Genomic DNA, 24,250 nt, shown 5'->3' with positions numbered 1-24,250 from the left:
GTGACAGGGGCTTTTTTGTGGCCCGGATTCAGGCCCTGTCGCGTTCCAGTAGCGGCTTGAGGTAGTAGCCGGTGTGAGATTGCTTCATCTCGGCGACTTCTTCAGGCGTGCCGACGGCAATGATTTGCCCGCCTTTGGAACCGCCTTCCGGCCCGAGGTCCACCAGCCAGTCGGCAGTCTTGATTACATCAAGGTTGTGCTCGATTACCACCACCGTGTTGCCGTGGTCGCGCAGTCGATGCAGGACGTCGAGTAGTTGCTGGATATCCGCGAAGTGCAGGCCCGTGGTCGGCTCATCGAGGATGTACAGGGTTTTGCCGGTATCGCGCTTGGACAGCTCGCGGGACAGTTTCACCCGTTGAGCCTCACCACCGGACAAGGTGGTCGCGGATTGTCCCAGTTTGATGTACGACAGGCCGACGTCCATCAGCGTTTGTAGCTTGCGCGCCAGCGCCGGCACCGCGTCGAAGAACTCACGTGCTTCCTCGATGGTCATTTCGAGGGTTTCGTGGATGTTCTTGCCCTTGTATTTGATCTCCAGGGTTTCGCGGTTGTAGCGCTTGCTCTTGCACACGTCGCACGGCACGTAGATGTCCGGCAGGAAGTGCATTTCCACCTTGATCAGACCGTCGCCCTGGCAGGCTTCACAGCGTCCGCCCTTGACGTTGAAGGAGAACCGCCCCGGCCCATAACCTCGGGAGCGGGATTCCGGCACGCCGGCGAACAACTCGCGAATCGGCGTGAACAGCCCGGTGTAGGTCGCCGGATTGGAGCGTGGCGTTCGGCCGATCGGGCTCTGGTCGATATCGACGACCTTATCCAGATGTTCCAGGCCCTTGATACTGTCGTGAGCGGCAGCCTCAAGCGTCGTCGCACCGTTCAGCGCGGTGGCGCTCAGAGGAAACAGCGTGTTGTTGATCAGCGTCGATTTGCCCGAACCGGACACGCCGGTCACACAGGTCAGCAGGCCAATCGGGATATCCAGATCGACATTGCGCAAGTTGTTGCCACAAGCGCCTTTGAGCGACAGCGACAACTTCTTATTGCGTGGTGTGCGTTTGGCCGGCACTTCGATCTTCACCCGGCCCGACAGATACTTGCCGGTCAACGAATCAGGGTGAGCCATGACCTCTGCCGGCGTACCTTCGGCAACGATGTGCCCACCGTGAACCCCCGCACCCGGGCCGATATCCACCACATAGTCAGCCAGGCGAATCGCGTCTTCGTCGTGCTCGACCACGATCACCGTGTTACCGATATCGCGCAGGTGCTTGAGGGTGCCGAGCAAGCGGTCGTTATCGCGTTGGTGCAGGCCAATCGACGGTTCGTCGAGGATGTACAGAACACCGACCAGACCCGCGCCAATCTGACTGGCCAGGCGAATACGTTGAGCCTCACCACCGGACAAGGTGTCCGCGCTACGATCCAGTGATAGATAGTCGAGGCCAACGTTGACCAGAAATTGCAGGCGCTCGCGGATTTCCTTGAGGATCTTGTCGGCAATCTCGCCACGGCGGCCGGTCAGCTTCAGTCCACCGAAGTAATCGCACGCATCGCCGATGGGCAGGTTGGTCACCGCCGGCAGCGTTTTCTCGCCGACCCACACGTGGCGTGCTTCGCGACGGAGGCGTGTGCCGCGGCAGTCAGGGCAAGCCTGGGTGCTGAGGAACTTGGCCAGCTCTTCGCGCACCGAGGCAGACTCGGTTTCGCGGTAGCGGCGTTCCAGGTTCGGCACGATGCCTTCGAACGGGTGCGAGCGTTTGACGATATCGCCGCGATCGTTCAGGTACTTGAAGTCGACGTTTTGCGAGCCGCTGCCGTGCAGGATTTGCTTCTGCTGATCGGCCGGCAGATCGTTGAACGGTACTTCCAGGCTGAACTTGAAGTGGGACGCCAGTGAGCCAAGCATCTGGAAGTAATAGACGTTGCGCCGGTCCCAGCCGCGAATCGCGCCTTCGGCCAGCGTCAGCTCGCCGTTGACCAGCCGCTTGATGTCGAAAAACTGCTTCACGCCCAGGCCATCGCAAGTCGGGCAAGCGCCGGCCGGGTTGTTGAAGGAAAACAGTTTGGGTTCGAGCTCGCTGATGGCGTGGCCGCAAATCGGGCAGGCGAAGCGCGCGGAGAAGATCATCTCTTCGCCCGGCTCGTCGTCCATTGGCGCTACGAGGGCAATGCCATCCGCCAGCTTTAGCGCGGTCTCGAAGGATTCGGCCAGGCGCTGTTGCAGATCGGCGCGAACCTTGAAGCGGTCGACCACGACATCAATGGTGTGTTTTTTCTGCTTGTCGAGCTTGGGCGCTTCGTCCAGCTCATACAGCTTGCCGTTGATCCGGGCGCGGACGAAGCCTTGGGCGCGCAGCTCTTCGAAGACTGAAAGGTGTTCGCCTTTACGCTCGCGGATGACTGGGGCGAGCAACATCAGTTTGCTGCCCTCCGGCTGCGTCAGGACAAGGTCGACCATCTGGCTGACAGTCTGCGCTTCCAGCGGAATGTCGTGATCCGGGCAGCGCGGAATGCCCACGCGTGCATAAAGCAGACGCAGGTAGTCGTAGATTTCGGTGATGGTGCCGACGGTCGAGCGCGGGTTGTGCGAGGTCGATTTCTGTTCGATGGAGATCGCCGGCGACAGGCCTTCGATGGTATCGACGTCAGGCTTTTCCATCATCGACAGAAACTGGCGGGCATAGGCCGACAGCGATTCGACGTAGCGGCGCTGACCTTCGGCATACAAGGTGTCGAAAGCCAGGGACGACTTGCCGGAGCCGGACAGGCCGGTGATGACGATCAGCTTGTCCCGTGGCAGGGTCAGGTCGATATTCTTCAGGTTGTGGGTTCGAGCCCCACGAATCAGGATCTTGTCCAAAGTGGCCTCGCTTGGCGGGCGTCGAAAACGTAGGAGTATACGGCCAAATACTGGATGGATGCACACTATCGAATGATGTCATTGCAGGCTTACATGAAAGCTCTGTCATCTACACGCGGCAAAGCGTCGCGATATACCCTGCCAATCGATGGGACTGGTAGAATCGCCGCCGGTTCACATGAGGTTTTTCCATGCACGATCCCCACAGCGAACGCATGAGTGGCAGCGAGACCCGCGCGGCGAGCGGTCTGGCCCTGGTGTTCGCCTTCCGTATGCTTGGCATGTTCATGGTGTTGCCGGTGCTGGCGACCTATGGCATGGACCTGGCGGGCGCGACCCCGGCCCTGATCGGGCTGGCGATTGGCGCTTATGGCCTGACCCAGGCGATTTTCCAGATTCCATTCGGCTTCATTTCCGACCGTATAGGCCGTCGTCCGGTGATTTACCTGGGGCTGATTGTCTTCGCCCTCGGCAGCGTGTTGGCAGCCAACGCCGATTCGATCTGGGGCGTGATCGCCGGACGCATCCTGCAGGGCGCCGGGGCGATCTCCGCAGCGGTCATGGCGTTGCTGTCGGACCTGACCCGTGAACAGCATCGGACCAAGGCCATGGCCATGATCGGCATGACGATTGGTCTGTCGTTCGCTGTCGCCATGGTTGTAGGACCGTTGCTGACCCGCGCCTTCGGCCTGTCCGGGCTGTTTCTCGCTACGGGCGGGATGGCGCTGTTCGGCATCGTGATCGTGATGTTCATGGTGCCGCGCTCCACCGGGCCGCTTCAGCATCGCGAATCCGGCGTGGCGCGCCAGGCGTTGATTCCGACCCTCAAGCACCCGGACCTGCTGCGCCTGGACTTGGGCATTTTTGTCTTGCACGCGATGCTGATGTCGAGCTTCGTTGCCTTGCCGCTGGCGTTGGTGGAGAAGGCCGGGCTGCCAAAGGAACAGCATTGGTGGGTTTATCTGACTGCGCTGCTGATTTCCTTCTTCGCCATGATTCCGTTCATTATCTATGGCGAGAAGCGACGCAAAATGAAACGAGTTTTGCTCGGCGCCGTCGTGACGCTGATGCTCACTGAGCTATTCTTCTGGCAGTTCGGCGATAGCTTGCGGGCTCTGGTGATTGGTACGGTGGTGTTCTTCACCGCGTTCAATCTGCTGGAAGCTTCGTTGCCTTCGCTGATCAGCAAGGTTTCACCGGCGGGCGGCAAAGGCACGGCGATGGGAGTTTATTCCACCAGTCAGTTCCTCGGATCGGCACTGGGCGGTATCCTCGGCGGCTGGTTGTTCCAGCATGGCGGTTTGTCGGTTGTGTTCCTCGGTTGCGCCGGGCTGGCTGCACTTTGGCTGGTCTTTGCTGTTACCATGCGTGAACCTCCCTACGTGACAAGCCTGCGCTTGCCGTTGTCGCCCGAGGCGATCCGCGAAGCGGGTCTGGTCGAGCGCCTGAAGGCGGTCGTAGGGGTAACAGATGCAGTGATCGTCGCGGATGAAGCGGCGATTTACATCAAATTGGACACCGAACTATTGGATCGCACCACCCTTGAGAGCCTGGTGAACAACCCGGCCGGGGCAGCGTGCGTAGCCTAGGAGAACGTAATGGCCCGTGGGGTTAACAAAGTCATATTGGTCGGCACTTGCGGCCAGGATCCTGAAGTTCGTTACCTGCCGAATGGCAACGCCGTGACCAACCTGAGTCTGGCGACCAGCGAACAGTGGACCGACAAGCAAACCGGTCAGAAAGTCGAAAAAACCGAATGGCACCGTGTGTCGATGTTCGGCAAAGTCGCAGAAATCGCTGGCGAGTACCTGCGCAAAGGTTCGCAGGTCTACATCGAAGGCAAACTGCAGACCCGCGAGTGGGAAAAAGACGGTATCAAGCGTTACACCACTGAAATCGTGGTCGACATGCAAGGCACCATGCAACTGCTGGGCGGCCGTCCTCAGGGCGACCAACAAGGCCAGGGCGGTGGTAACTACCAGCAATCCGCGCCGCGTCCGCAGGCTCAACGCCCAGCACCGCAACAGCAGCCACAGCGTCCAGCGCCTCAACAGGCCGCGCCGCAACCGGCTCCGGATTTCGACAGCTTTGATGACGATATTCCGTTCTAAGCAACTGCTTCCCCGAACGGCATGAAAAAGGCCCGTAGCGCTCAAACGCTACGGGCCTTTGTGTTTTCAGGTTCGATCAGCTTTTGGCAAACGCCAACATATCCGCATTCACCTGATCCTTGTGCGTATCCGTCAGCCCATGCGGTGCACCGGGATAGACAATTAACTCGGCATGCTCGATCAATCGTTTGCTCTCCAGCCCAGCCGCTTGAATCGGCACGATCTGGTCATCATCGCCGTGGATGATCAGGGTCGGTACATCAAATTTTTTCAGGTCTTCGCGGAAGTCGGTTTCCGAGAACGCCTTGATGCTGTCCAGGGTGTTTTTGTGACCACCCATCATGCCTTGCATCCAGAACGAATCGATCAGCCCTTGCGAGGCTTTGGCACCCGGTCGGTTGAAGCCGAAGAACGGCCCGCCGGCGATGTCTTTGTACAGCTGCGAGCGGTCAGCGATGGAGCCGGCGCGGATGCCGTCGAAGACTTCGATCGGCAGGCCTTTGGGGTTGGTGTCGGTCTTCAGCATCAACGGCGGTACGGCTGAGATCAGCCCGGCTTTCGCCAGGCGACCGGTGCCGTGGCGACCGATGTAGCGGGCGACTTCGCCGCCGCCGGTGGAGAAACCGAAGAGGATCACGTCCTTGAGGTCCAGGTGTTCGATCAACTGCGCCAGGTCATCAGCGTAGTGATCCATGTCGTTGCCGTCCCACGGCTGGCTGGACCGGCCATGGCCCCGACGATCGTGTGCGATGGCGCGGAAACCGTTGTTGGCGAAATGCAGCATCTGCGATTCCCAACTGTCGGCGCTCAAGGGCCAGCCGTGGCTGAACACCACCGGTTGTCCGCTGCCCCAATCCTTGTAGTAGAGGGTGTTGCCTTCGCGAGTCGTCAGAGTAGCCATGTCGATCATCTCCAATGAAGTAGCGTGAATGAGGCGCTTACCGGGCGAGGAATTCGTCGGTGGATATCACGTTGGCGTAGGCAAAGCCCAAGGCCGACATGAAGGCCGCGTGGACATGAGCCGCCGGAACGGTTACGCCGTTGAACTCCAGGTCACGAGAGGCACAGGCATCGTGGATCACCGTGACGCTGTAGCCGAGGTCGTTGCCGGCGCGGGTGATGCCATCGACGCACATGTGGCTCATGCTGCCGACGACCACCAGTTCCTTGATGCCCTGCTCGTCGAGAATGGACTGTAGTTCGGTTTCGCGGAATGAGTTGACGAAGTGCTTGAGCACTACAGGTTCGTCGGCTTGGTTGAGGACTTTGGGATGAAGTTTTGCGCCTTCGGAATTCGGGGTGAAAAACGGTGCGTCTTCGGAGGTGAATTCGTGGCGGATGTGCACCACCGAATCACCAGCGTCACGAAAGGCTTTGAGCAGACGGACGGCGTTGTCCGCGGCGGCATCGGCGCCGACCAGCGGCCACTTGCCTTGTGGGAAGTAGTCTTTTTGGATATCGACTACGATGAGTGCTTGCTTGGCCATGACTGTTTCCTCGGAGTGCGGGTTGGTGTGGAATGAAGTATTGGCCCTGGCAAACCATCCGTGGATTGGCCGCACCGACAATAGAAGGGGGAAAACTGACAATGGACGCACAAAGGGCAATCGCCGAACTGGGTGTGTTGATCTATCCCGGCGCGCAGATGGCGGCGGTGCATGGGTTGACGGACCTGTTCGGGGTGGCCAACCGGATCGCCGCCGAGCATCAGGCAGCGTGCTTGCCGTTGTTGCGGGTCAGCCATTGGCAGGTCGATGGCGAGCAGGCGCCGACGCGGGTCTACGACAGCCATCCTGATAAGGACGGTGCATTAGTGGCCGTGTTGATTCCGCCGTCGATTGCCGGCTTCTCCGAAGGCCAGGCACCGCAACCACTGCTGCGCTGGCTCCGGCAACAACACGCCAGCGGCGCGACCCTCGGTGGTGTCTGCGTGGGTTCGCTGCTGTTGGCCGAAAGTGGTTTGCTCGACGGTCGTAGCGCCACCACGCACTGGACCTCCGCGAAGACCTTTGCCGAGCGTTACCCGGCGATCAAGCTCAAGGCCGATACGCCCATCGTCGACGACGGCGACTTGATCACCACCGCTGGTTTGATGGCCTGGTCCGAGTTGGGATTGCGCCTGGTGGATCGACTGCTGGGACCGAGCATCGCCACCGGCACGGCGCGTTTTCTAGTGGTTGAACACAGCGACAGCGCCAGCGAATGCGGCAGCAATTTCGCACCGATTCTCAGCCATGGCGACGCCTCGATTCTCAAGGTTCAACACTGGCTGCAAGGCACCGGAGCCACTGACGTTTCGCTGCCGGCCATGGCCGAGCGGGCAGGGCTGGAAGAGCGCACGTTCCTGCGTCGGTTCCGCGCGGCGACCGGTCTCAAGCCGACTGAGTACTGCCAGCATCTGCGGGTCGGCAAGGCCCGGGAAATGCTCGAGTTCACCAACGGCACCATCGATCACATTGCCTGGACCGTGGGTTATCAGGATCCGGGTGCGTTTCGTTCGACGTTCAAGAAGATCACCGGGCTGGCGCCGAGTGATTATCGGGCGCGGTTTGGGGTGATGCCGAGTGTTGCAGCGCGATAGATTCCCTGTAGGAGCGAGCCTGCTCGCGATGGCGGCGTATCAGGCGAAAAAAATGGCGAATGTGCTGACCTGATCGCGAGCAGGCTAGCGCCTACAGGGGGCGTGGATGGACATGAGCCGTGCAAAATGCCGGACTGTTGATGGTCGTCGTGCAGAATAAAACAGGCGCCGTGCCACTACCGTATTCGCAAGCGGCTGATTTGAAAACCGTTTCTCTCAAGAAGCGGTTGGCCTGAACCCTGCACCCCATCAGCTACATTCATTCAGCGACCATTGAAGGGGGACGCATGACCCCAACAAGCCGCAAAAAACTGGTAGTCGCCCATTCGGTGCGTCCCGGTGCGCCGCAGCACGAAGTCGAAACCAATCGCGCGCTGGCCCGCTGGCTGGCGCAAATTCTCGGGCTCAAATTCGGGGGCAATTTCGATCCGCAGTTGCATGGCGGTCGAGATATTTATCTGTTGCCGACCCAGACACTGGTAGGCGCCGCTGCTGCCCGTGAGTTGGGCATCAAAGGGCCGGAGGATGTATGGGGCGGTTATGTCGAACACGACTTCATCTGCACCAAAGCCATCACCCACGGTTTATTGAACAGGCATGCCCACGCACCACAAGGCTGGTCGCCGTTGTTTTCCGCGCGAGTGCGCTCTGTGGTGCTCGATGGACTCAGTGTTTTCTCCTTCGACGACGCGCGAGCAGCAGCGGAGCATCTGCTCTACAGCGGTCCGATCCGCATGAAACCGATCCATGCCTGCGCCGGGCGCGGACAAGAAGTGATCAACAGCCTCGACCAGTTCGATGAAATCCTCGCCCGACCCGAAGCGAGAGCGCTGTTCAATGAAGGCGTGGTGCTGGAGCAGGACCTGGACCAGGTGATTACCCACAGCGTCGGCCAGAGTTTTATCGGCGATAAAGTGCTGAGTTACTGCGGTGATCAATACTTGACCAAAGACGCTCACGACGAAGAGGTCTATGGTGGTTCCAACCTGCTGGTGGTGCAGGGCGGTTACGACGAATTGCTGAAGCTGGACCTGCCTGACGATGTGCGACTGGCAATCAAGCAAGCCCAGGTGTTCGATGGCGCTGCGGATGAAGCCTATCCCGGTTTCTATGCTTCACGGCGCAATTACGACATCGCCCAAGGTGTCGCCAGCGACGGCCAGCAACGCAGCGGTGTGCTCGAACAATCCTGGCGCATGGGCGGGGCCAGCAGCGCGGAAGTGGCGGCCTTGCAGAGCTTCGTCAACGATCCGCAGATGCGCGCGATTCGCGTGTCTTCAGTGGAAACCTACATCGATCAGCCGCTGCCCGCGGACGCCATTGAGGTGTACCGTGGTCCTGCAGAGAACAGTGATTTCCTACTCAAGTACGTAACGGTCAATTCCTATGACGGCTAGAAGCGAAAGCATTCAAATCGACATCGACGACGAACAGATGAGCGGCACTTTTCTCAGTCCCAAATCGAAAGTCCCCGGCGTGTTGTTCGTACACGGCTGGGGCGGCAGCCAGGAGCGCGATCTGGAGCGTGCAAAAGGCATCGCCGGGTTAGGTTGTGTGTGCCTGACCTTCGACCTGCGCGGGCACACCAGCGGCACCGGAATCCCGTTGGCCCGCGTGACCCGTGAAGACAATTTGCGCGATTTGCTGGCGGCCTATGACCGTTTACTCTCGCACCCCGCACTGGATACCTCGGCCATTGCTGTGGTCGGTACCAGTTACGGCGGTTACCTGGCTTCGATCCTCACGTCGCTGCGGCCCGTGCGCTGGCTGGCGCTGCGGGTGCCGGCGCTGTATCGCGACGATCAATGGCACACGCCCAAGCGTGACCTGGACAAACTCGATCTGCGCGATTACCGCAGTACATTGGTGCGCGCCGACAACAATCGGGCGCTGCATGCCTGTTCGCAATTTACCGGGGATGTGTTGCTGGTGGAGTCGGAAACCGATGACTACGTCCCGCACGCGACCATCATGAGTTACCGCGCGGCGTGTCAGCAGACCCACTCGCTGACCCACCGCATCATCGACGGCGCCGACCATGCGCTGAGCAATCCCGTTTCACAGCAGGCCTACACCTCGACCCTGGTGGGCTGGATCACTGAAATGGTGGTGGGGGAGCGGTTGAGCATTATTCAGTCCAAGTGATCTTTTGCTGTTCTTTAAGCCGTCATCGCGGGCAAGCCCGCTCCCACAGTGAGTGCTGGTGTTCACAATATTTGCGTTCACCGCCAAACCCTGTGGGAGCGGGCTTGCCTGTGATGGCGTCCGAAAGAACTCCACCCATCACTTGGGTTTCTTCGAGATCCGCAACGACTTGGCCTTGGCCTCCACCAGCAAATACATCACCAGCGTGATTAACAGCGGTAGCAGGAAATAGATCGCCCGATACGCCAGCAACCCCGCCACCAGACTGCCCCGCGATGCTTCGTGTTGCAACAACGCCACGAACACCGCTTCCAGCACACCGAGCCCCGCCGGAATGTGGGTGATGACCCCGGCGATGGCGCTGATCAGCAGCACACCGAGCACCAGCGGATAGTCGAGTTTGCTCGGCAGCAACGTGAAAATCACTGCCGCCATCAACGACCAGTTCAGCGCCCCGAGGGCCAGTTGCAGGATCGCCATGCGCAGTGACGGCAGGTTGATTTCCACCCCGCGAATCGACCATTCCCGACGCCTGGAAAACTGGCACGCCGCCAGGTAGCCCGCACTCACCAACAACAGCAACACACCCACCGCTTGCAGCGCACCGCTGCTGAGTTTCCAGCCCGGCAGCATGCGCACCAGCCCGCTACTGAATATCGCGCCGGCAATCACCATGTAGCCAAACCAGTTGGTCGCCAGGCTGAGGCCGAGGATTTTCGCAATGTTGGCTTTGCTCACCCCGAGCCGCGAATACAGCCGATAACGCATGGCAATGCCGCCGACCCAGGCGCTCAGGTTGAGGTTGAAGGCGTAGCTGATGATGCCCACTGGCAGGATCTGTTTCCACGTCAGGTCCTGGCGGATGTAGGTGCGGCCAATCAGGTCGAAACAGGCGTAGACCAGAAAACTCAACAGGGTCAGCCCGGCCGCGATGATCAAGGTGCGCACCTTGAAATCGGCCAGGGTGTCGAACACTTCGTTCCATTCGATGCGCTGGGCGAACATCGTCAAGAGCACGATCAGCGCCAGGAAAAACAACATCGTCAGCGGTCGTTTCCAGCGGCTCCAACGCGACTTTGCCGGGTGCTCGGCGTGGGGCGCCGCGTGTGCTTCAGTGCGGCTCATGTTGATCGCTCCCGGTCGGTGGGGTGAACGCTTTCAGACGTGGTTTATGTGCGGGCAACCACCCGGCCCAGGCCGGAAAATGCCGCAGGAAGTGGAACACCAGAAAACCCACGGTCATGTGCCAGACTCGCCCGCGCGGGGCCTTGTCCACCGACATGGATTTGCAGTGGTTGTCACTGAGGTCTTCGAGGCGATCGAACAGGACGCGGTTGAACCCACGGTCGCGGATCAACACGTTGGCCTCCAGGTTCATCGACAGGCTCAACGGGTCGAGGTTGCTGGAGCCGACGGTGCTCCAGTCTTCGTCCACCAGCGCGACTTTGCCGTGCAGTGGCCGGTCGCAGTATTCGAAGATTTTCACCCCGGACTTGAGCAGATAATCGTAGGTCATGCGCGCTGCCAGTTTGGCCACCAGCATGTCCGGTTGGCCCTGGAGAATCAGGCGCACTTCAACGCCACGGCGCGAAGCGTTGCGGATTTCCCGCAGCAACCGATAGCCGGGAAAGAAGTAGGCGTTGGCGATGACCACGCGCCGCTGCGCCGTGCGCAACGCCAGGCGGTAAACCTCTTCGATGTCGGTAGAGTGCTCGGCGTTGTCGCGGTATACCAGCCGCACCTGGCCATCGTGATCAGTCACGGCCAGTTCTGAGCGCCGTTGCCGACGGCGTTGCCACCAATATTTGGCTCGCGCCGGACGACCGCATTGCAGCAGGGCAAAGTGATGAATGTCGGCCACCGCCGGGCCTTGCACTTCAACCGAATAATCCTGCTTGGCCTCGGGGCCGAAGTCGGCCAAATGGTCGGCGGAAAAATTGATCCCGCCAATGAAGGCTACCGTCCCGTCTACGACCACGATTTTGCGGTGCAGGCGGCGGAACCAGTTGGTGCGAATGCCCAGGCGCTTCGGCGCCGGGTCGAACATTTGCAGGTGCACGCCGGCACCGCTCAGGGCCGTGAGATAGGCGGTGGTCAGCTCTCCGCAGCCAAACCCGTCGAAACTGGCGGTGACCCGAACACCCCGTTGAGCGGCCTCGATGAGCACCTCCTTCAATTCATCGCCGACCTTGTCCTCAAACACAATGAAGGTTTCCAGGAGGATTTCGGTTTTGGCCTGGCGCATGGCCTCGAACACCCGGGGGAAATAGGCCTCGCCGTTTTCCAGCAGTTCGACCCGATTGTTGCCTTGCCAGCCGTACTCGACGTCGACCACTGCCGGCTCGCTGATGGGCGGCGCGGCAATCGTTTCCACCGTGGTTTTTTCCATCGTCGGGATGCTCATAGTTCGATCTCCACCGACAACGGTGCGTGATCCGAAAGGTGGGACCAGGGCCGCGTCGTCAGCACTTGCGGACGACTGGCCTTGAGGTTTCGCACGTAGATGCGGTCCAGGCGCAGCGCCGGCAAACGTGCGGGGAAACTGCGCGCCGGTTTGCCGTGGTGTTCGGCGAATACCTCACGCAATCCGCAGGGCTTGAGCAGGGCATCCGCGCGCTGGCGCCAGTCATTGAAGTCACCGGCAATCACCACCGGGGCATCGCTGGGCAATTCTTCCAGGCGACGCGTCAGCAGTTTGAGTTGTTCGGTGCGGTGGGTTTCGCGCAGGCCCAGATGGACGCAAATGGCATGCACCTCCGGACCATCACCCGGCAGGCGCAACACGCAATGCAGAATGCCGCGGTTCTCGTGGCCGCTGATGGACACGTCGAGGTTGTCGTGGCGCACGATCTGGAATTTCGACAGCAGAGCATTGCCGTGATCGCCCGCCGGATAAACCGCGTTGCGCCCATAGGCGAACTGCGGCCACAGCGTGTCGGCGAGGAACTCGTATTGCGGCATTGCCGGCCAATTGTCGTAGCGCTTTGGATGCTGTTCGTGGGTGCCGTGCACTTCCTGCAAAAACACCACATCGGCAGACACGCTGCGCACCGCTTCGCGCAGTTCCGGCAGGATGAACCGTCGGTTCAGGGCCGTGAAGCCTTTGTGCGTGTTGACGGTCAGGATCGTGAAACGATGCACCGTGGTGTCGATGGTCGCTTGCTCGTCGGTGGTGCCAACCGGCTCGGAAATGCTCATGGCAGCACTCCTTCGGCAACCGGTTCACCGGGTGAGGTGAGCAGGTTTTTGTCGAGGTCGAAGCTTTCCAGCAAACGCCGCGCATCGAAGGGTGCGCGGACCTTGATGTCGTTATCGAAATAGCAAAACACGTCTCGCGACTTGCGCGCCCGGGGTTTCAGTCGAGGTGCAATCAGATGCGGATCACCCGGTTGGCGCCCGTGGTGCCAGGCTTCTATGCGGTCGGCCCAGCGTTTGAGTGCTTGCGGGGTGTAGCCGCTGGCGTAGAGCTCCTCGGCGCCGTGCAGGCGCAGATAGACGAAGTCGCTGGTGATGTCTTCGCGATATGGCCATTTTCCAGCGGTGTCGGCGATGACCAACGCTGTGTTGTAGCGTTTGAGCAGGCGCACAAAGGCCGGGTCGATGAAGCTTTCGTGACGGATTTCCACAGCGTGGCGCAAGGGCTTTTTCCCGTTCGCTTTCAGGCTGGCGTGGCCGTTCACGTGAGCATCGTGTTGGCGGGCGAGGGCGGCGGCTTGTGCGGTGTCGTGGGGCAATTGTTCGAGGAAGGTTTCGAACAGCTCGGCGTCGAATTTGAAGTTGGGCGGAAACTGCCAAAGGATCGGGCCGAGTTTCTCCTTGAGTTCCAGTACTCCGGACGCAAAGAAATTCGCCAGGGGTTTGTGGATGTCACGCAGGCGCTTGATGTGGGTGATGAAGCGTGGGGCTTTGACGCTGAATACGAAGTGCTCCGGGGTTTCGGCGTACCACTGCGCGTAGCGTTCAGGCCGTTGCAGGGCGTAAAACGATCCATTGATCTCGATGCTGTTGACTGCCCGTGAGGCGAATTGCAATTCGCGCTTCTGGGCCAGGCCCTTCGGGTAGAAATCCCCCCGCCAGGGCGTGTAGCGCCAACCTGAAATACCGATGTGAATCGCCGCCATGTCGCCTCCCGTCTGACTGCCCCCTGATCTTTTGATGACTGCGGGGCGGTGGCGAAAGTTTCGGCGAGGCTACGGACGGTCAAAGCGAAACACCTGTAGGAGCTGCCGAAGGCTGCGATCTTTTGATCTTGAAGAACAAAATCAAAAGATCGCAGCCTGCGGCAGCTCCTACAGGGGATCAGTGGCCGGCGACGATGCGGGTTGAGCCTTGGGAATAGACCGGGCCGAGGCGATCCAGACGTCCGCTCCACGCGGTCAATGCCAACGCCACCAACACCACCAAACCACCGATCCACGCGGTATGGATCAATCCCATGTGGGCGACGATCAAGCCACCACCCCACGCGCCGCCAGCAATACCGAGATTGAACGCGGCGATGTTCAGGCCGGACGCCACGTCCACCGCATGGGGCGTGTGATGTTCAGCCTGGCGCACCACATACACTTGCAGCCCCGGCACGTTGCCGAACGCCACGGCGCCCCAGACCAGCACGGTGGCCAGTGCCAGCCATGGGTTGCCGGCGGTGAAGGTCAGGACAAACAGCACGGCGGCGAGCAGGGCGAAGATGATTTTCAAGGCGCTGATCGGGCCGCGTTTGTCCGCCAGCTTGCCGCCCCAGATGTTGCCGACAGCCACCGAGACGCCGTAGACCAACAGCACCAGGCTGACGGTGCTGGCGCTGAAGCCGGAGATGTCCTGAAGGATCGGCGCCAGGAACGTGAACGCGATGAACGATCCACCGTAACCGACCGCCGTCATGGCGTAGACCAGCAACAGGCGTGGCTGCTTGAGCACTTGCAACTGCTGCAACAACGAAGCGGGTTTGCTGTGGGCGATGTTTTTCGGCACGTAGAGCAGGCTGCCGATAAAGGCAATGACACCCAATGCCGACACGGCGAGGAAGGTTTCACGCCAGCCGAAATGTTGGCCGATAAAAGTACCCAACGGCACGCCGGTAACCAGTGCCACGGTCAGGCCGGTGAACATGATGGCGATGGCGCTGGCGGCTTTTTCCTTGGACACTAGACTGGTGGCGATCGTCGAGCCGATCGAGAAGAACACCCCATGGGCCAGCCCGGTGACGATTCGCGCAATGATCAGCGATTCATAACCTGGCGCTTTCCAGGCCAACAGATTGCCGAGGGTAAACAGCACCATCAGCGACAACAACAGCAATTTGCGCGGGACTTTGCCAGTCAGGGCGGTCAGCACCGGAGCGCCGACGGCGACGCCCAGCGCGTACAGGCTGACCAACAGGCCGGCGGACGGCAGACTGACCCCGAGGTCGGCGCCGATGGTCGGTAACAGGCCAACGATGACGAATTCGGTCGTCCCGATGGCAAAAGCGCTGAGGGTCAGCGCGAGCAAGGCAATGGGCATGGCTGCAACTCCGGTGGGTTGATTCGATGGCGCGCAGTGTCAGGGTTTGGGTTGTGCGGAAAAATACAGGGATGAGCATTTGATATTTGCGTGTAGATCAAATATTGCAGGTGACACGGGAGCACTGTGGCGAGGGAGCTTGCTCCCGCTCGGCTGCGAAGCAGTCGCAAAACCAATGTATGCGGTGTGTCTGAAGCAACCGGTTTGGGGGCGCTTCGCACCCCAGCGGGAGCAAGCTCCCTCGCCACGGAAGCGTCAAACACCCGATCATCTGTGGGCCAACAGCGAACTTGCCCGGCATTTTCCGATCAGTTCCTTACAGTCTTGTCCAAGGGAGCGGGTACGTTGATCAAGCTCAAGACCGCGATGCTATTGGGGGCGCTGCTGTTTTTCGGCAGCGAGGAACTGGAAGCAGCAGCAATACCAGGCGTGCCGGCAGCCACCACCACCGCGACACCGCCAGCCCATCCGCAACCGTTGGTGCAGGGCGGGTTGCTAGGCGCTATCAGTTCGAGCATCGATGGTATCCAGAACAAGCTCAATCTCAACAAGGACCTGCTCGACGCCTGGCGTTTGCGCGCTGACCGTGCCGCCGATGAGGTGGATCAACTGGTCAATCGTCCATCGGCCCGTTCGAGCTGGGCCGTGGCCGGGGATTTTCTGCTGCTGACGGCGGTGTGGGTCGGTGTTTTCGGGCTGCTTTGGCTGTTCGGCAAGTTCTTGACCGAACGCCTGTGCCGCCATCGACTGCTGCTCAGTCGAGAGCGTGGGCAGGCGTTGCTGGGTTATGTGTTGCCCTACAGCATTCCGGCGGTGATTAGCTTGCCGCTGACGATTTATGTCAGCCAGTTTTTGCCTGTTTCGGCCGGCCGCGCACTGGCACTGTGTTTGGCTTATGCCACCAGCAGTGGTGTGTTCGCCGCGTCATTGGTGATGTCCCTGGCGGTGCTGTTCAACGTTGGGCACAAGCGCCGGGCGGTACAGATCATTCGCCATGACAGCCCACGGCCGCTGTTCGCGATCGGTTTCCTCGTGGCCCTGAGCGATGCGTTGACCAGCCCGCAGATCGCCCATCAATTGGGTAACAACCTCACCAGCAGCATCGCGGTGTTTACCGGTCTGGCGGCCTCGATTTCCTTTGGTTTGCTGGTGATCCGCATGCGCCGCCCGGTCGCCCATGTGATCCGGATTCTGCCGCTGGCCCAACGTCGATCGCAGCCAGCGTTGCGCGAAACCCTGCGGATTTTTTCCGGGCTCTGGTATTGGCCGATTCTGTTGATGGTGCTGGTCTCGATCATCAACCTGATTGGCATCGGCGATGACAATCAGCAAGTGCTGCGCAGCGCGCTGTTTACTACGGTGTTGCTGATTGCGACGGTGTTTCTCAGCACCACGCTGCACCATTTGTTCAAGACCCGCAGCGAGACCGACGTACGCCGCAATGGCGCCTACAAAGAACGCTTTCTGAGCCTTTCCCACGCGTTACTGCGCATCGCCATGGCTATCGTGTTCATCGATATCCTCGGGCGAATCTGGGGCGTGTCGCTGTTCGAATTCGCGGTGAGCAATGCGGTGGGTCGGGCGATCAGTGATTCCCTGAGCCACATCGGGCTGATCTTCCTGGTGACCTGGATGGTCTGGGTTGTGCTCGACACGGCGATCCAGGAAGCCCTGAAACCTCCGGCCAGCAAACGCGGCGCACGCCAGCCGAGTACGCGGGTGAAAACCATCCTGCCGTTGCTGCGCAACGCGGTCAAAATCATCCTGGTGGTGATCTGCGCCATCACCACCATGGCCAATCTGGGCATCAATGTTGCGCCGTTCCTGGCCGGTGCCGGGGTCATCGGTCTGGCGATCGGTTTCGGTTCCCAGCAACTGGTCCAGGACGTGATTACCGGGTTGTTCATCATCATCGAAGACACTCTGTCCATCGGCGATTGGGTGGTGCTCGACTCCGGGCACGCCGGTACCGTCGAAGGCCTGACCATCCGCACCTTGCGCCTGCGCGACGGCAAAGGGTTCGTGCACTCGGTGCCCTTTGGCCAGATCAAGGCTGTCACCAACCAATCGCGGCAATTTGCCTATGCGTTCTTCTCGGTGCAGTTCACTTACGACACCGATGTCGACAAGGCCATCGAACTGATTCGCGAGGCCGGGCATTCCATCAGTGACGACCCGTTCCTCAAGTACAACCTGCAAGGGCCGCTGGATGTGTTCGGCGTCGACAAGATGGACCTCAACGGCGTGGTGCTGACGGCGCAGTTTCGTACCGTGTCCGGTGGGCAATATGCGGTGAGCCGGGCGTTCAACCAGCGTTTGAAAAAGCTTGTGGATAACAGCCCGTGGGTGCATTTCGCGCAGACTTATCCACAGCAGGTTTTGATGCCGAGGCAACATGCGACTGAGCCGTTCCAGGATGGGACGGCTGAGCCGGAGCATTCGGCGGTGTTATTGCCGGAGGGGGCACGGCCTCAGTAAATGTGTCGGTTGTGATGGCCTCATCGCTGGCAAGCCAGCTCCCACAGGGTTTTGTGAACAACAGAAATCTCTGTGGGAGCTGGCTTGCCAGCGATGAGGTCCGCCCAGCCAACATCAATGCCGGATCAGTTTGCTGTGTACTTCAGCACTGGCCTGCTGATCCAGTTCCAGCCAAAAATACGGCTGACCCGCAATCTGCCCAGCCGCCGGCAAACCATCGCGATACACCAGCCGATTACTCGCCAGCGCCGGCACTTTCACGCCGGGTAACAGCGTGCCGGCGAGGTTCAGCGGATCGACCCCGCACACCGCGATCAAGCTCCCGTCATGGGGTCGACGCCGTACCTCGCGTAGCAGTGGAATCGCCTCGGGCAACGCGAACTGCTCGCCCGCCAAACCACTGACAAACCGCCCGCCGCGAATTTCTCCCCGGGCTTCCAACCGATGGAAGGTACGCAGCAATTCCCGCCAGCTCGGCAGCCAGTCCGCCTCGCGCTCCAGCAAGCGCCAGAACACTACGCCGTAGCGGCGCAGCAGCGTCATGGCGATGTGTTCCAGGGTCTCGGCAGGCGTGGGCGCCGGACGTTGGTTATCCACAACCGGCGCGCCAACACCACGTCGCAACAGCGCCCAGCGCCCGGCATCGTCCATGCCGCCGACAAACGCGCCGCGCCCACGTCGGCTACTGCGCTGCTGGCGCTTGCTGGCCGGCGTGATCAGCGCCCGCAGGCCGGCGAAGCTGTCGGCATTCACCAGCCCGGCGCCCACCAATTCCTGCAAGGCGATTTCCAGTTCCGCGCGCAGCAGATGCGCCTCGTGAATCAACTCATCGAAAAACAGCGCGCCGTGTTGGCTGAGCGCGGCGTGGACCTTTTGTGTTTTCGGCGACAGTTCGCTGACTGGCGTCTGTTCGGTCAAGTCGCTCCAGAGCCCGACCCGATTGCGCGGCAACAACAGAATCGGCGTGCTGCGCAGGGCCGTGCCGGTGCTTTTGTTGCGCGCAGTGAGCCGAGTCCAGACCAGTTTGCCGCTGCGGCACAGCTCGTCCAGCCAGGTCGGCGAATAATCCTTGAGACGCGCTGGCAGGACGTCGCTGTCCCAGGCCGACGCGGCGGCGGGGTAGCCTTCGAACTGCGCGATGATCGCCGGCAACACCGCGTTGCCCTGGCCGCGGGTGGCGCTGGACAAGTGCTGCCAGTCGAACAGAAAACGCATGAAATCCTGCAACGCCACCGGCTCGATTTCCCGGCGCAGGCGCTTGACTGTGTAGCGGTGAATCCGCGCCAGCAGATGCCGTTCGCACCATTCATCTTCATGGCTGCCCGGCGTGAAGCGGCCGCGCAATACATAACCTTCGCGCTCCAGATGCGCCAGTGCGTGGGTGACTTGTGTCGTCGGCAATAGCAGCGGTTCGGCAATCGCCGGCAGTCGCAGGGGACCAAACGCGCTGAGCCGGGCGCGAATTACTTCGAGTACGGCGTCGTCTGCTTGCCAAGCTTCATCGAATCCCGGCAACGCCTCCAGCGGCGGCGAAAAAATGGCCTGTGGATAAATCGCCCGCAGGCAGGTCAGTCGTTCCCGCGCCAGCCAAAGTGAGTGATTGATGCGACAGGCACGGCCGCTGTCGGCCAGGGCATTTAACCAATCGAGCCAACCGGCGTTGGCGCTGGCTTCGGCCTCGGTGATGCAGGCCAGGCTCATCAACGCCTCGTGCATTTCGTCGACGCTACCTGGTGCCGGCCATGCTTCTTCGCCCACGGCGGCAATCGCCTCGGCGTCCAGTGCTCCGAGGTCGTCGGTGGACTGTGGATCGCTCCAGCGCCGGTTGATAACGGCTTGGGTCCGGCGCTCTTCCAGCGGCGCGTCGTCAAGAAAGGTGTAGGGCCGGGCGCTGAGAATTTCCGCCGCCAGTGGCGAAGGCGCGGGCAGGTCGCGGCTGATCAACCGCACCTCACCACGCTCCATGCGCCGCAACAAGGTCAGCCAGCCTTCGCTGTCCATCGCTTCGTGCAGGCAATCGTCGAGGGTTTGCTCCACCAGCGGGTGGTCGGGAACTTCCCGTTCGCCGACGAGGTTTTCCACGCAGGCAATCTGATCGGGAAACACACTGGCGATCAGGTCCTCGCTTTTCATCCGTTGGATCTGCGGCGCAACTTTGCGCCCGCCGGTATAACGCGGCAACGCCAGGGCCACGCCGGCATTCCAGCGCCAGCGCACACCGAACAGCGGCGCATCGAGCACGGCCTGGATCAGCGTGTGCTCGGCGCTGTTGCTGTGCAGGTAACGCCAGACGTCATCCAGTTCAAAACTGTGGCTGGTGGACAGCGACAGGACGATGGCGTCCTCGCTGGCGGCGGCCTGCAATTCGAAGTTGAAGGTGCGGCAAAAACGCTTGCGCAGAGCCAGGCCCCAGGCGCGGTTGATGCGGCTGCCGAACGGGCTGTGGATGATCAGTTGCGTACCACCGGACTCGTCGAAAAACCGCTCCATCAGCAGCGTGTCTTGTGAGGGCAGGGCGCCGAGGGTCTGGCGCGCACGGGCGAGGTATTCGACCAGTTGTTCGGCGCTGGCCAGGTTCAAACCGAGGGTGTCGGTCAGCCAGTCGAGGCTGGGCTGCAAGTTGCCCGGCGTGGCACCGAGCAGTTCATCAAGCTGCGCTTGCAAGCGGGCCACGGCAAATGACAGTTCGGCACTGCGCCCCGGCGCTTCGCCGAGCCAGAATGGAATGGTCGGTGGCTGACCGTGGGCATCTTCGACTCGAACCTTGCCGGTTTCGACCCGCAGGATCCGGTACGAGGTATTGCCCAGCTGGAACACATCGCCGGCAATGCTTTCAACGGCAAAATCTTCGTTGACGCTGCCGATGTTCAACGCTTGCGGCTCCAGCAGTACGCTGTAATCGGCGTTGTCCGGAATGGTCCCGCCGCTGGTCACGGCGGTCAATTTGGCACCCCGACGACCGCGCAGGGTACTGCTGACGGCGTCGCGGTGCAGGTACGCGCTGCGGACACCCTGGCGCCCGTTGTAGCCTTCGGCGAGCATCTGTAGCAGCGCTTGATAGTGCTTTTCGTCGAGCGCGGCGTAGGGTGAAGCCTGACGGAACAGTGCGAGCAACGCGTCCTCCGACCACTCCCGGCAACTGACTTCAGCGATGATCTGTTGCGCCAGCACGTCCAGCGGCGCTTCGGGAATCAGCAGCGTGTCGAGTTCGCCCCGACGCACGCAGTCGAGCAGGGCAGCGCATTCGATCAGATCGTCGCGGGTGGTGGCGAACAAGCGGCCCTTGGGCGTGCCACCGACCTGGTGCCCGGAGCGACCGACTCGTTGCAGAAACCCAGCAATAGAGCGCGGTGAGGCAATCTGGCAAACCAAATCGACATCGCCAATATCGATGCCCAGTTCCAGCGACGCCGTGGCGATCAGCACTTGCAGTTCGCCGCGCTTGAGTCGCTGCTCGGCGTCCAGGCGAATCTCCTTGGCCAGACTGCCGTGGTGCGCGCCCACGGCGTCCTTGCCGAGGCGTTCGCTCAAGTGTCGGCTCAAGCGTTCGGCGAGGCGTCGGGTGTTGACGAAAATCAGCGTGGTGCGGTGTTCGCGGGCGAGGGCGGCGAGGCGGTTGTAGACCAGTTCCCAGACATCGTTGGCCATCACCGCCGACAGCGGCACGGGCGGCACTTCGATGCCCAGGTCTCGCGGGCGGGCGTGGCCGATGTCGATGATCTCGCAGGGGCGATCACGACCAACCAGAAATCGAGAGACCGCTTCGATGGGTTTTTGCGTGGCCGACAGCCCGATGCGCACCAACGGCTCAGTACACAGCGCCTGCAGGCGTTCGAGGCTCAGGGCCAGGTGACTGCCGCGTTTGCTGGCGGCGATGGCGTGGATTTCATCGACGATCACCGTGCGCGTGGTCTTGAGCATTTGCCGTCCGGAGTCGGAGCCGAGCAGCACGTAGAGCGATTCCGGGGTGGTGACCAGAATATGCGGCGCTGTTTTGCGCATCGCCGAGCGGTCTTTTTGCGGCGTGTCGCCGGTGCGCACGGCGGTGGTGATCTGCAAGGGCGGCAGGCCCATGGCGTGCAATTGCTCGGTGATGCCGGCCAATGGATTTTGCAGGTTGATGCGGATGTCGTTGGACAGCGCCTTGAGCGGCGAGACGTAGACCACCAGGGTCTCGTCAGGTAAACCTTCAGGGTGCTCCAGGCCTCGATGGACCAAGTCGTCAATCACGGCGAGGAACGCGGTAAGCGTCTTGCCGGATCCGGTGGGCGCGGCGATCAGGGTCGAACGGCGCTGCCGGATCAACGGCCACGCCCGGGCCTGGGCGGCGGTCACCGTCGCGAAGGTCTTGCTGAACCAGGCGCTGACGGCGGGGTGGAAGCCTGTCAGGGCACTGTCTGCGGGGATGGGCAGGTTCATGTGCTGATTTATGCGGGTGGGGCGGGGAAGTTGCAAGTACCGCTCGGTTGTCACAGCCCCTGTGGCGAGGGAGCTTGCTCCCGCTGGGCTGCGAAGCGGCCCCAAATTGTTGGCGACTGCTTCGCAGTCGAACGGGAGCAAGCTCCCTCGCCACTGGGGCTGCATTGAAATCCCGCACATCTACACTTTACGGATGACGGTTGCGCACTAAACCCGCAAAATGCAACGATTCCGGCATCTATCGACGACAGCGCCCGCAAGCGTTGTCGACAAAGCCATTGTTTCAATCAGATTGGGCCTGCTGACTCTATGCGAATGCGCCTTATGTTACTGGGCGGCGGAAATGCCCTTGGGCAGGCGCTGATTCGCCTCGGTGCGGAGGAAGACATCGGTTTCCTCGCCCCCCGCCCACCCCAAGACGGCTGGGATGCCGCGAGCCTGACGCAACTGCTCGACGACACCCGCCCGGACGCGTTGATCAACCTCGCCTACTACTTCGACTGGTTCCAGGCCGAGGCGGTCAGCGAACAGCGTCTGGCCGGGCAGGAGCGGGCGATCGAGCGCCTGGCCGAACTGTGCCAGCACCACAACATCGTTCTGCTGCAACCGTCGAGTTATCGCGTGTTCGACGGTTCCCGCGCGACCGCCTACAGCGAAAAAGACGAGCCAGTGCCGCTGGGCCTGCGCGGTCAGGCCTTGTGGCGGATCGAACAGAGCGTACGCGCCACGTGTCCGCAACACGTACTGCTGCGTTTCGGCTGGCTGCTCGATGACAGCCCCGACGGCACCCTTGGGCGCTTCCTCGGCCGGGCGGAAAATCCGGAAGAGCTGCTGATGGCCGACGATCGTCGCGGCAATCCGACCCCGGTGGATGACGCCGCCCGGGTGATTATTTCGGTACTCAAGCAACTCGACTGCGCCGCGCCGTTGTGGGGCACCTATCACTACGCCGGGCATGAGGCGACGACGCCGCTGGCGTTGGGTCAGGCGATCCTCACCGAAGCGCGCGCCCTGCATCCGCTGGCCATCGAAGCCCCGACCGCCCAGGCCCATGCCGCGCGGCCGGACGCCGCCGAAGAACCGCAACACGCGGTGCTGGCCTGCAAGAAAATTCTGCACACCTTCGGGATCAAGCCACGCGCCTGGCGTGCGGCGCTTCCCGGCTTACTGGACAGGTTCTATCGTCATGGCTGACCGCCCCGTTTTAATCACTGGCGGTGCCGGTTTCATTGGTTCGCACCTGACCGACGCGTTGCTTGCCAAGGGCCATTCGGTGCGGATTCTCGATGACCTGTCGACCGGCAAGCGCAGCAATCTGCCGCTGGACAATCCCAAGGTCGAACTGATCGTCGGCGACGTTGCCGATGCCGCGTTGGTTGCCCAAGCGATGCTCGGTTGCAGCGCCGTGGCGCACCTGGCGGCAGTGGCCTCGGTGCAGGCTTCGGTGGACGACCCGGTGAAGACCCATCAAAGCAATTTCATTGGCTCGCTGAATGTCTGCGAAGCCATGCGCCAGACCGGCGTCAAACGCGTGCTGTTTGCTTCCAGCGCGGCGGTCTATGGCAATAATGGTGAAGGCGAGTCGATCAACGAAGACACGCCCAAGGCACCGTTGACGCCTTACGCGTCGGACAAACTGGCCAGCGAGCAGTACTTCGATTTCTATCGGCGCCAGCATGCCCTGGAACCGGTGATTTTCCGCTTCTTCAACATCTTCGGGCCGCGCCAGGATCCGTCCTCGCCGTACTCCGGGGTGATCAGCATTTTCAGCGAACGCGCGCAGAAAGGTCTGCCGATCACCGTGTTCGGTGACGGTGAACAGACGCGGGATTTTGTCTACGTCGAGGATCTGGTCGACTTGCTGGTGCAGGCCATCGAGAAAACTCAGGTGGAAGAGGGCGCGGTCAACGTCGGCTGGAACCAGGCGACCAACCTCAAGCAAATGCTGGCAGTCCTTGAAGTCGTGGTCGGCAAACTGCCGCCCGTGAGCTACGGCCCGGCGCGCTCCGGTGACATCCGTCATTCACGGGCGGACAACCGGCGCTTGCTGGAACGCTTCGACCGTCCGCAGCAGACGCCGATGAGTGTCGGGCTGGCGCGGTTATTGGGCCAATAGAAAAAGGCGCCTGTTGAGGCGCCTTTTTTTGTTGC

General features: G+C 61.2%; 17 protein-coding genes. 8 read left to right on the top strand and 9 right to left on the bottom strand.

The window, feature by feature from the left end:
• Positions 1-28: 28 nt before the first annotated feature.
• Positions 29-2,863 carry an excinuclease ABC subunit UvrA gene (gene uvrA / locus NL64_RS10565; protein WP_034148070.1) on the bottom strand — a complete coding sequence of 945 codons (2,835 nt, stop codon included), beginning with the start codon at positions 2,861-2,863 and terminating at the stop codon, positions 29-31.
• Positions 2,864-3,054: 191 nt separating this feature from the next.
• Here uvrA and NL64_RS10560 point away from each other — a divergent pair, with 191 nt between their 5' ends.
• Both NL64_RS10560 and NL64_RS10555 read left to right on the top strand, forming a co-directional pair.
• Complete coding sequence (locus NL64_RS10560) at positions 3,055-4,452, top strand: MFS transporter (protein WP_034148069.1); 1,398 nt, start codon at positions 3,055-3,057, stop codon at positions 4,450-4,452.
• A 9-nt stretch (positions 4,453-4,461) separates the two neighbouring features.
• Positions 4,462-4,974 (top strand): single-stranded DNA-binding protein, encoded by a 513-nt coding sequence (locus NL64_RS10555; RefSeq protein WP_034148068.1) that lies wholly within the window; start codon positions 4,462-4,464, stop codon positions 4,972-4,974.
• 76 nt (positions 4,975-5,050) lie between these two features.
• On the opposite strand, the gene NL64_RS10550 is transcribed toward NL64_RS10555, so the two are convergent.
• Positions 5,051-5,875 carry an alpha/beta fold hydrolase gene (locus tag NL64_RS10550; RefSeq protein WP_034148087.1) on the bottom strand — a complete coding sequence of 275 codons (825 nt, stop codon included), beginning with the start codon at positions 5,873-5,875 and terminating at the stop codon, positions 5,051-5,053.
• A gap of 37 nt (positions 5,876-5,912) precedes the next feature.
• On the bottom strand, positions 5,913-6,461 hold the full coding sequence (locus NL64_RS10545) for a cysteine hydrolase family protein (protein WP_034148067.1): 549 nt from the start codon (positions 6,459-6,461) through the stop codon (positions 5,913-5,915).
• A 101-nt stretch (positions 6,462-6,562) separates the two neighbouring features.
• Between NL64_RS10545 and NL64_RS10540 the strand changes: the two genes are divergently transcribed.
• The 3 genes from NL64_RS10540 (at position 6,563) to NL64_RS10530 (ending at position 9,700) form a co-directional block, all read left to right on the top strand.
• The gene (locus NL64_RS10540; protein WP_034148066.1) at positions 6,563-7,555 is read left to right on the top strand and encodes a GlxA family transcriptional regulator; all 993 of its coding nucleotides are present in this window, start codon (positions 6,563-6,565) and stop codon (positions 7,553-7,555) included.
• A 287-nt stretch (positions 7,556-7,842) separates the two neighbouring features.
• Positions 7,843-8,952, top strand: coding sequence for a DUF3182 family protein (locus NL64_RS10535; RefSeq protein WP_034148065.1), 1,110 nt, complete (start codon positions 7,843-7,845; stop codon positions 8,950-8,952).
• Positions 8,942-9,700, top strand: coding sequence for an alpha/beta hydrolase family protein (locus NL64_RS10530; protein ID WP_034148064.1), 759 nt, complete (start codon positions 8,942-8,944; stop codon positions 9,698-9,700). Before NL64_RS10535 ends, NL64_RS10530 begins: the two co-directional genes overlap by 11 nt.
• A 138-nt stretch (positions 9,701-9,838) precedes the next feature.
• Here the strand turns inward: NL64_RS10530 and NL64_RS10525 are convergent, their stop codons facing one another.
• The 5 genes from NL64_RS10525 to NL64_RS10505 all read right to left on the bottom strand — a co-directional run bounded on the left by NL64_RS10525 (position 9,839) and on the right by NL64_RS10505 (position 15,202).
• Entirely contained in the window at positions 9,839-10,825 is a 987-nt protein-coding gene (locus tag NL64_RS10525) for a lysylphosphatidylglycerol synthase domain-containing protein (protein ID WP_034148063.1), read from the bottom strand.
• Positions 10,812-12,104, bottom strand: a complete 1,293-nt coding sequence (gene clsB / locus NL64_RS10520; RefSeq protein WP_034148062.1) for a cardiolipin synthase ClsB — start codon at positions 12,102-12,104, stop codon at positions 10,812-10,814. The genes NL64_RS10525 and clsB overlap by 14 nt, the downstream gene beginning before the upstream one ends.
• Positions 12,101-12,898, bottom strand: a complete 798-nt coding sequence (locus NL64_RS10515; protein ID WP_034148061.1) for an endonuclease/exonuclease/phosphatase family protein — start codon at positions 12,896-12,898, stop codon at positions 12,101-12,103. Before NL64_RS10515 ends, clsB begins: the two co-directional genes overlap by 4 nt.
• Complete coding sequence (locus NL64_RS10510) at positions 12,895-13,821, bottom strand: DUF72 domain-containing protein (protein WP_034148060.1); 927 nt, start codon at positions 13,819-13,821, stop codon at positions 12,895-12,897. The genes NL64_RS10515 and NL64_RS10510 overlap by 4 nt, the downstream gene beginning before the upstream one ends.
• A gap of 178 nt (positions 13,822-13,999) precedes the next feature.
• On the bottom strand, positions 14,000-15,202 hold the full coding sequence (locus tag NL64_RS10505) for an MFS transporter (RefSeq protein WP_034148059.1): 1,203 nt from the start codon (positions 15,200-15,202) through the stop codon (positions 14,000-14,002).
• Between the two features lie 345 nt (positions 15,203-15,547).
• On the opposite strand from NL64_RS10505, the gene NL64_RS10500 reads away from it, so the two are divergent.
• Positions 15,548-17,680 (top strand): mechanosensitive ion channel family protein, encoded by a 2,133-nt coding sequence (locus tag NL64_RS10500; protein WP_034148058.1) that lies wholly within the window; start codon positions 15,548-15,550, stop codon positions 17,678-17,680.
• 114 nt (positions 17,681-17,794) lie between these two features.
• Here NL64_RS10500 and NL64_RS10495 read toward each other — a convergent pair whose 3' ends face one another.
• Positions 17,795-22,099, bottom strand: a complete 4,305-nt coding sequence (locus NL64_RS10495) for a DEAD/DEAH box helicase (protein ID WP_034148057.1) — start codon at positions 22,097-22,099, stop codon at positions 17,795-17,797.
• Between the two features lie 309 nt (positions 22,100-22,408).
• On the opposite strand from NL64_RS10495, the gene NL64_RS10490 reads away from it, so the two are divergent.
• Positions 22,409-23,293 carry a sugar nucleotide-binding protein gene (locus tag NL64_RS10490; RefSeq protein ID WP_034148056.1) on the top strand — a complete coding sequence of 295 codons (885 nt, stop codon included), beginning with the start codon at positions 22,409-22,411 and terminating at the stop codon, positions 23,291-23,293.
• Positions 23,286-24,215, top strand: a complete 930-nt coding sequence (locus tag NL64_RS10485) for an NAD-dependent epimerase/dehydratase family protein (protein WP_034148055.1) — start codon at positions 23,286-23,288, stop codon at positions 24,213-24,215. Before NL64_RS10490 ends, NL64_RS10485 begins: the two co-directional genes overlap by 8 nt.
• The last annotated feature ends 35 nt before the right edge of the window (positions 24,216-24,250 follow it).

Source organism: Pseudomonas fluorescens, from assembly GCF_000802965.1.
In the GTDB taxonomy this organism is placed as follows: domain Bacteria; phylum Pseudomonadota; class Gammaproteobacteria; order Pseudomonadales; family Pseudomonadaceae; genus Aquipseudomonas; species Aquipseudomonas fluorescens_A.
This window is presented reverse-complemented; position numbering and strand designations above follow the sequence as displayed.

Excerpts from the sequence above, each read along its gene's own strand:
- NL64_RS10515 (WP_034148061.1), bottom strand. The coding sequence starts at position 12,898 with ATGAGCATTTCCGAGCCGGTTGGCACCACCGACGAGCAAGCGACCATC.
- NL64_RS10485 (WP_034148055.1), top strand. The coding sequence starts at position 23,286 with ATGGCTGACCGCCCCGTTTTAATCACTGGCGGTGCCGGTTTCATTGGT.
- NL64_RS10530 (WP_034148064.1), top strand. The coding sequence starts at position 8,942 with ATGACGGCTAGAAGCGAAAGCATTCAAATCGACATCGACGACGAACAG.
- NL64_RS10510 (WP_034148060.1), bottom strand. The coding sequence starts at position 13,821 with ATGGCGGCGATTCACATCGGTATTTCAGGTTGGCGCTACACGCCCTGG.
- NL64_RS10505 (WP_034148059.1), bottom strand. The coding sequence starts at position 15,202 with ATGCCCATTGCCTTGCTCGCGCTGACCCTCAGCGCTTTTGCCATCGGG.
- NL64_RS10550 (WP_034148087.1), bottom strand. The coding sequence starts at position 5,875 with ATGGCTACTCTGACGACTCGCGAAGGCAACACCCTCTACTACAAGGAT.
- NL64_RS10535 (WP_034148065.1), top strand. The coding sequence starts at position 7,843 with ATGACCCCAACAAGCCGCAAAAAACTGGTAGTCGCCCATTCGGTGCGT.
- NL64_RS10495 (WP_034148057.1), bottom strand. The coding sequence starts at position 22,099 with ATGAACCTGCCCATCCCCGCAGACAGTGCCCTGACAGGCTTCCACCCC.
- NL64_RS10525 (WP_034148063.1), bottom strand. The coding sequence starts at position 10,825 with ATGAGCCGCACTGAAGCACACGCGGCGCCCCACGCCGAGCACCCGGCA.
- NL64_RS10545 (WP_034148067.1), bottom strand. The coding sequence starts at position 6,461 with ATGGCCAAGCAAGCACTCATCGTAGTCGATATCCAAAAAGACTACTTC.
- NL64_RS10560 (WP_034148069.1), top strand. The coding sequence starts at position 3,055 with ATGCACGATCCCCACAGCGAACGCATGAGTGGCAGCGAGACCCGCGCG.
- clsB (WP_034148062.1), bottom strand. The coding sequence starts at position 12,104 with ATGAGCATCCCGACGATGGAAAAAACCACGGTGGAAACGATTGCCGCG.
- NL64_RS10490 (WP_034148056.1), top strand. The coding sequence starts at position 22,409 with ATGCGAATGCGCCTTATGTTACTGGGCGGCGGAAATGCCCTTGGGCAG.
- NL64_RS10540 (WP_034148066.1), top strand. The coding sequence starts at position 6,563 with ATGGACGCACAAAGGGCAATCGCCGAACTGGGTGTGTTGATCTATCCC.
- NL64_RS10555 (WP_034148068.1), top strand. The coding sequence starts at position 4,462 with ATGGCCCGTGGGGTTAACAAAGTCATATTGGTCGGCACTTGCGGCCAG.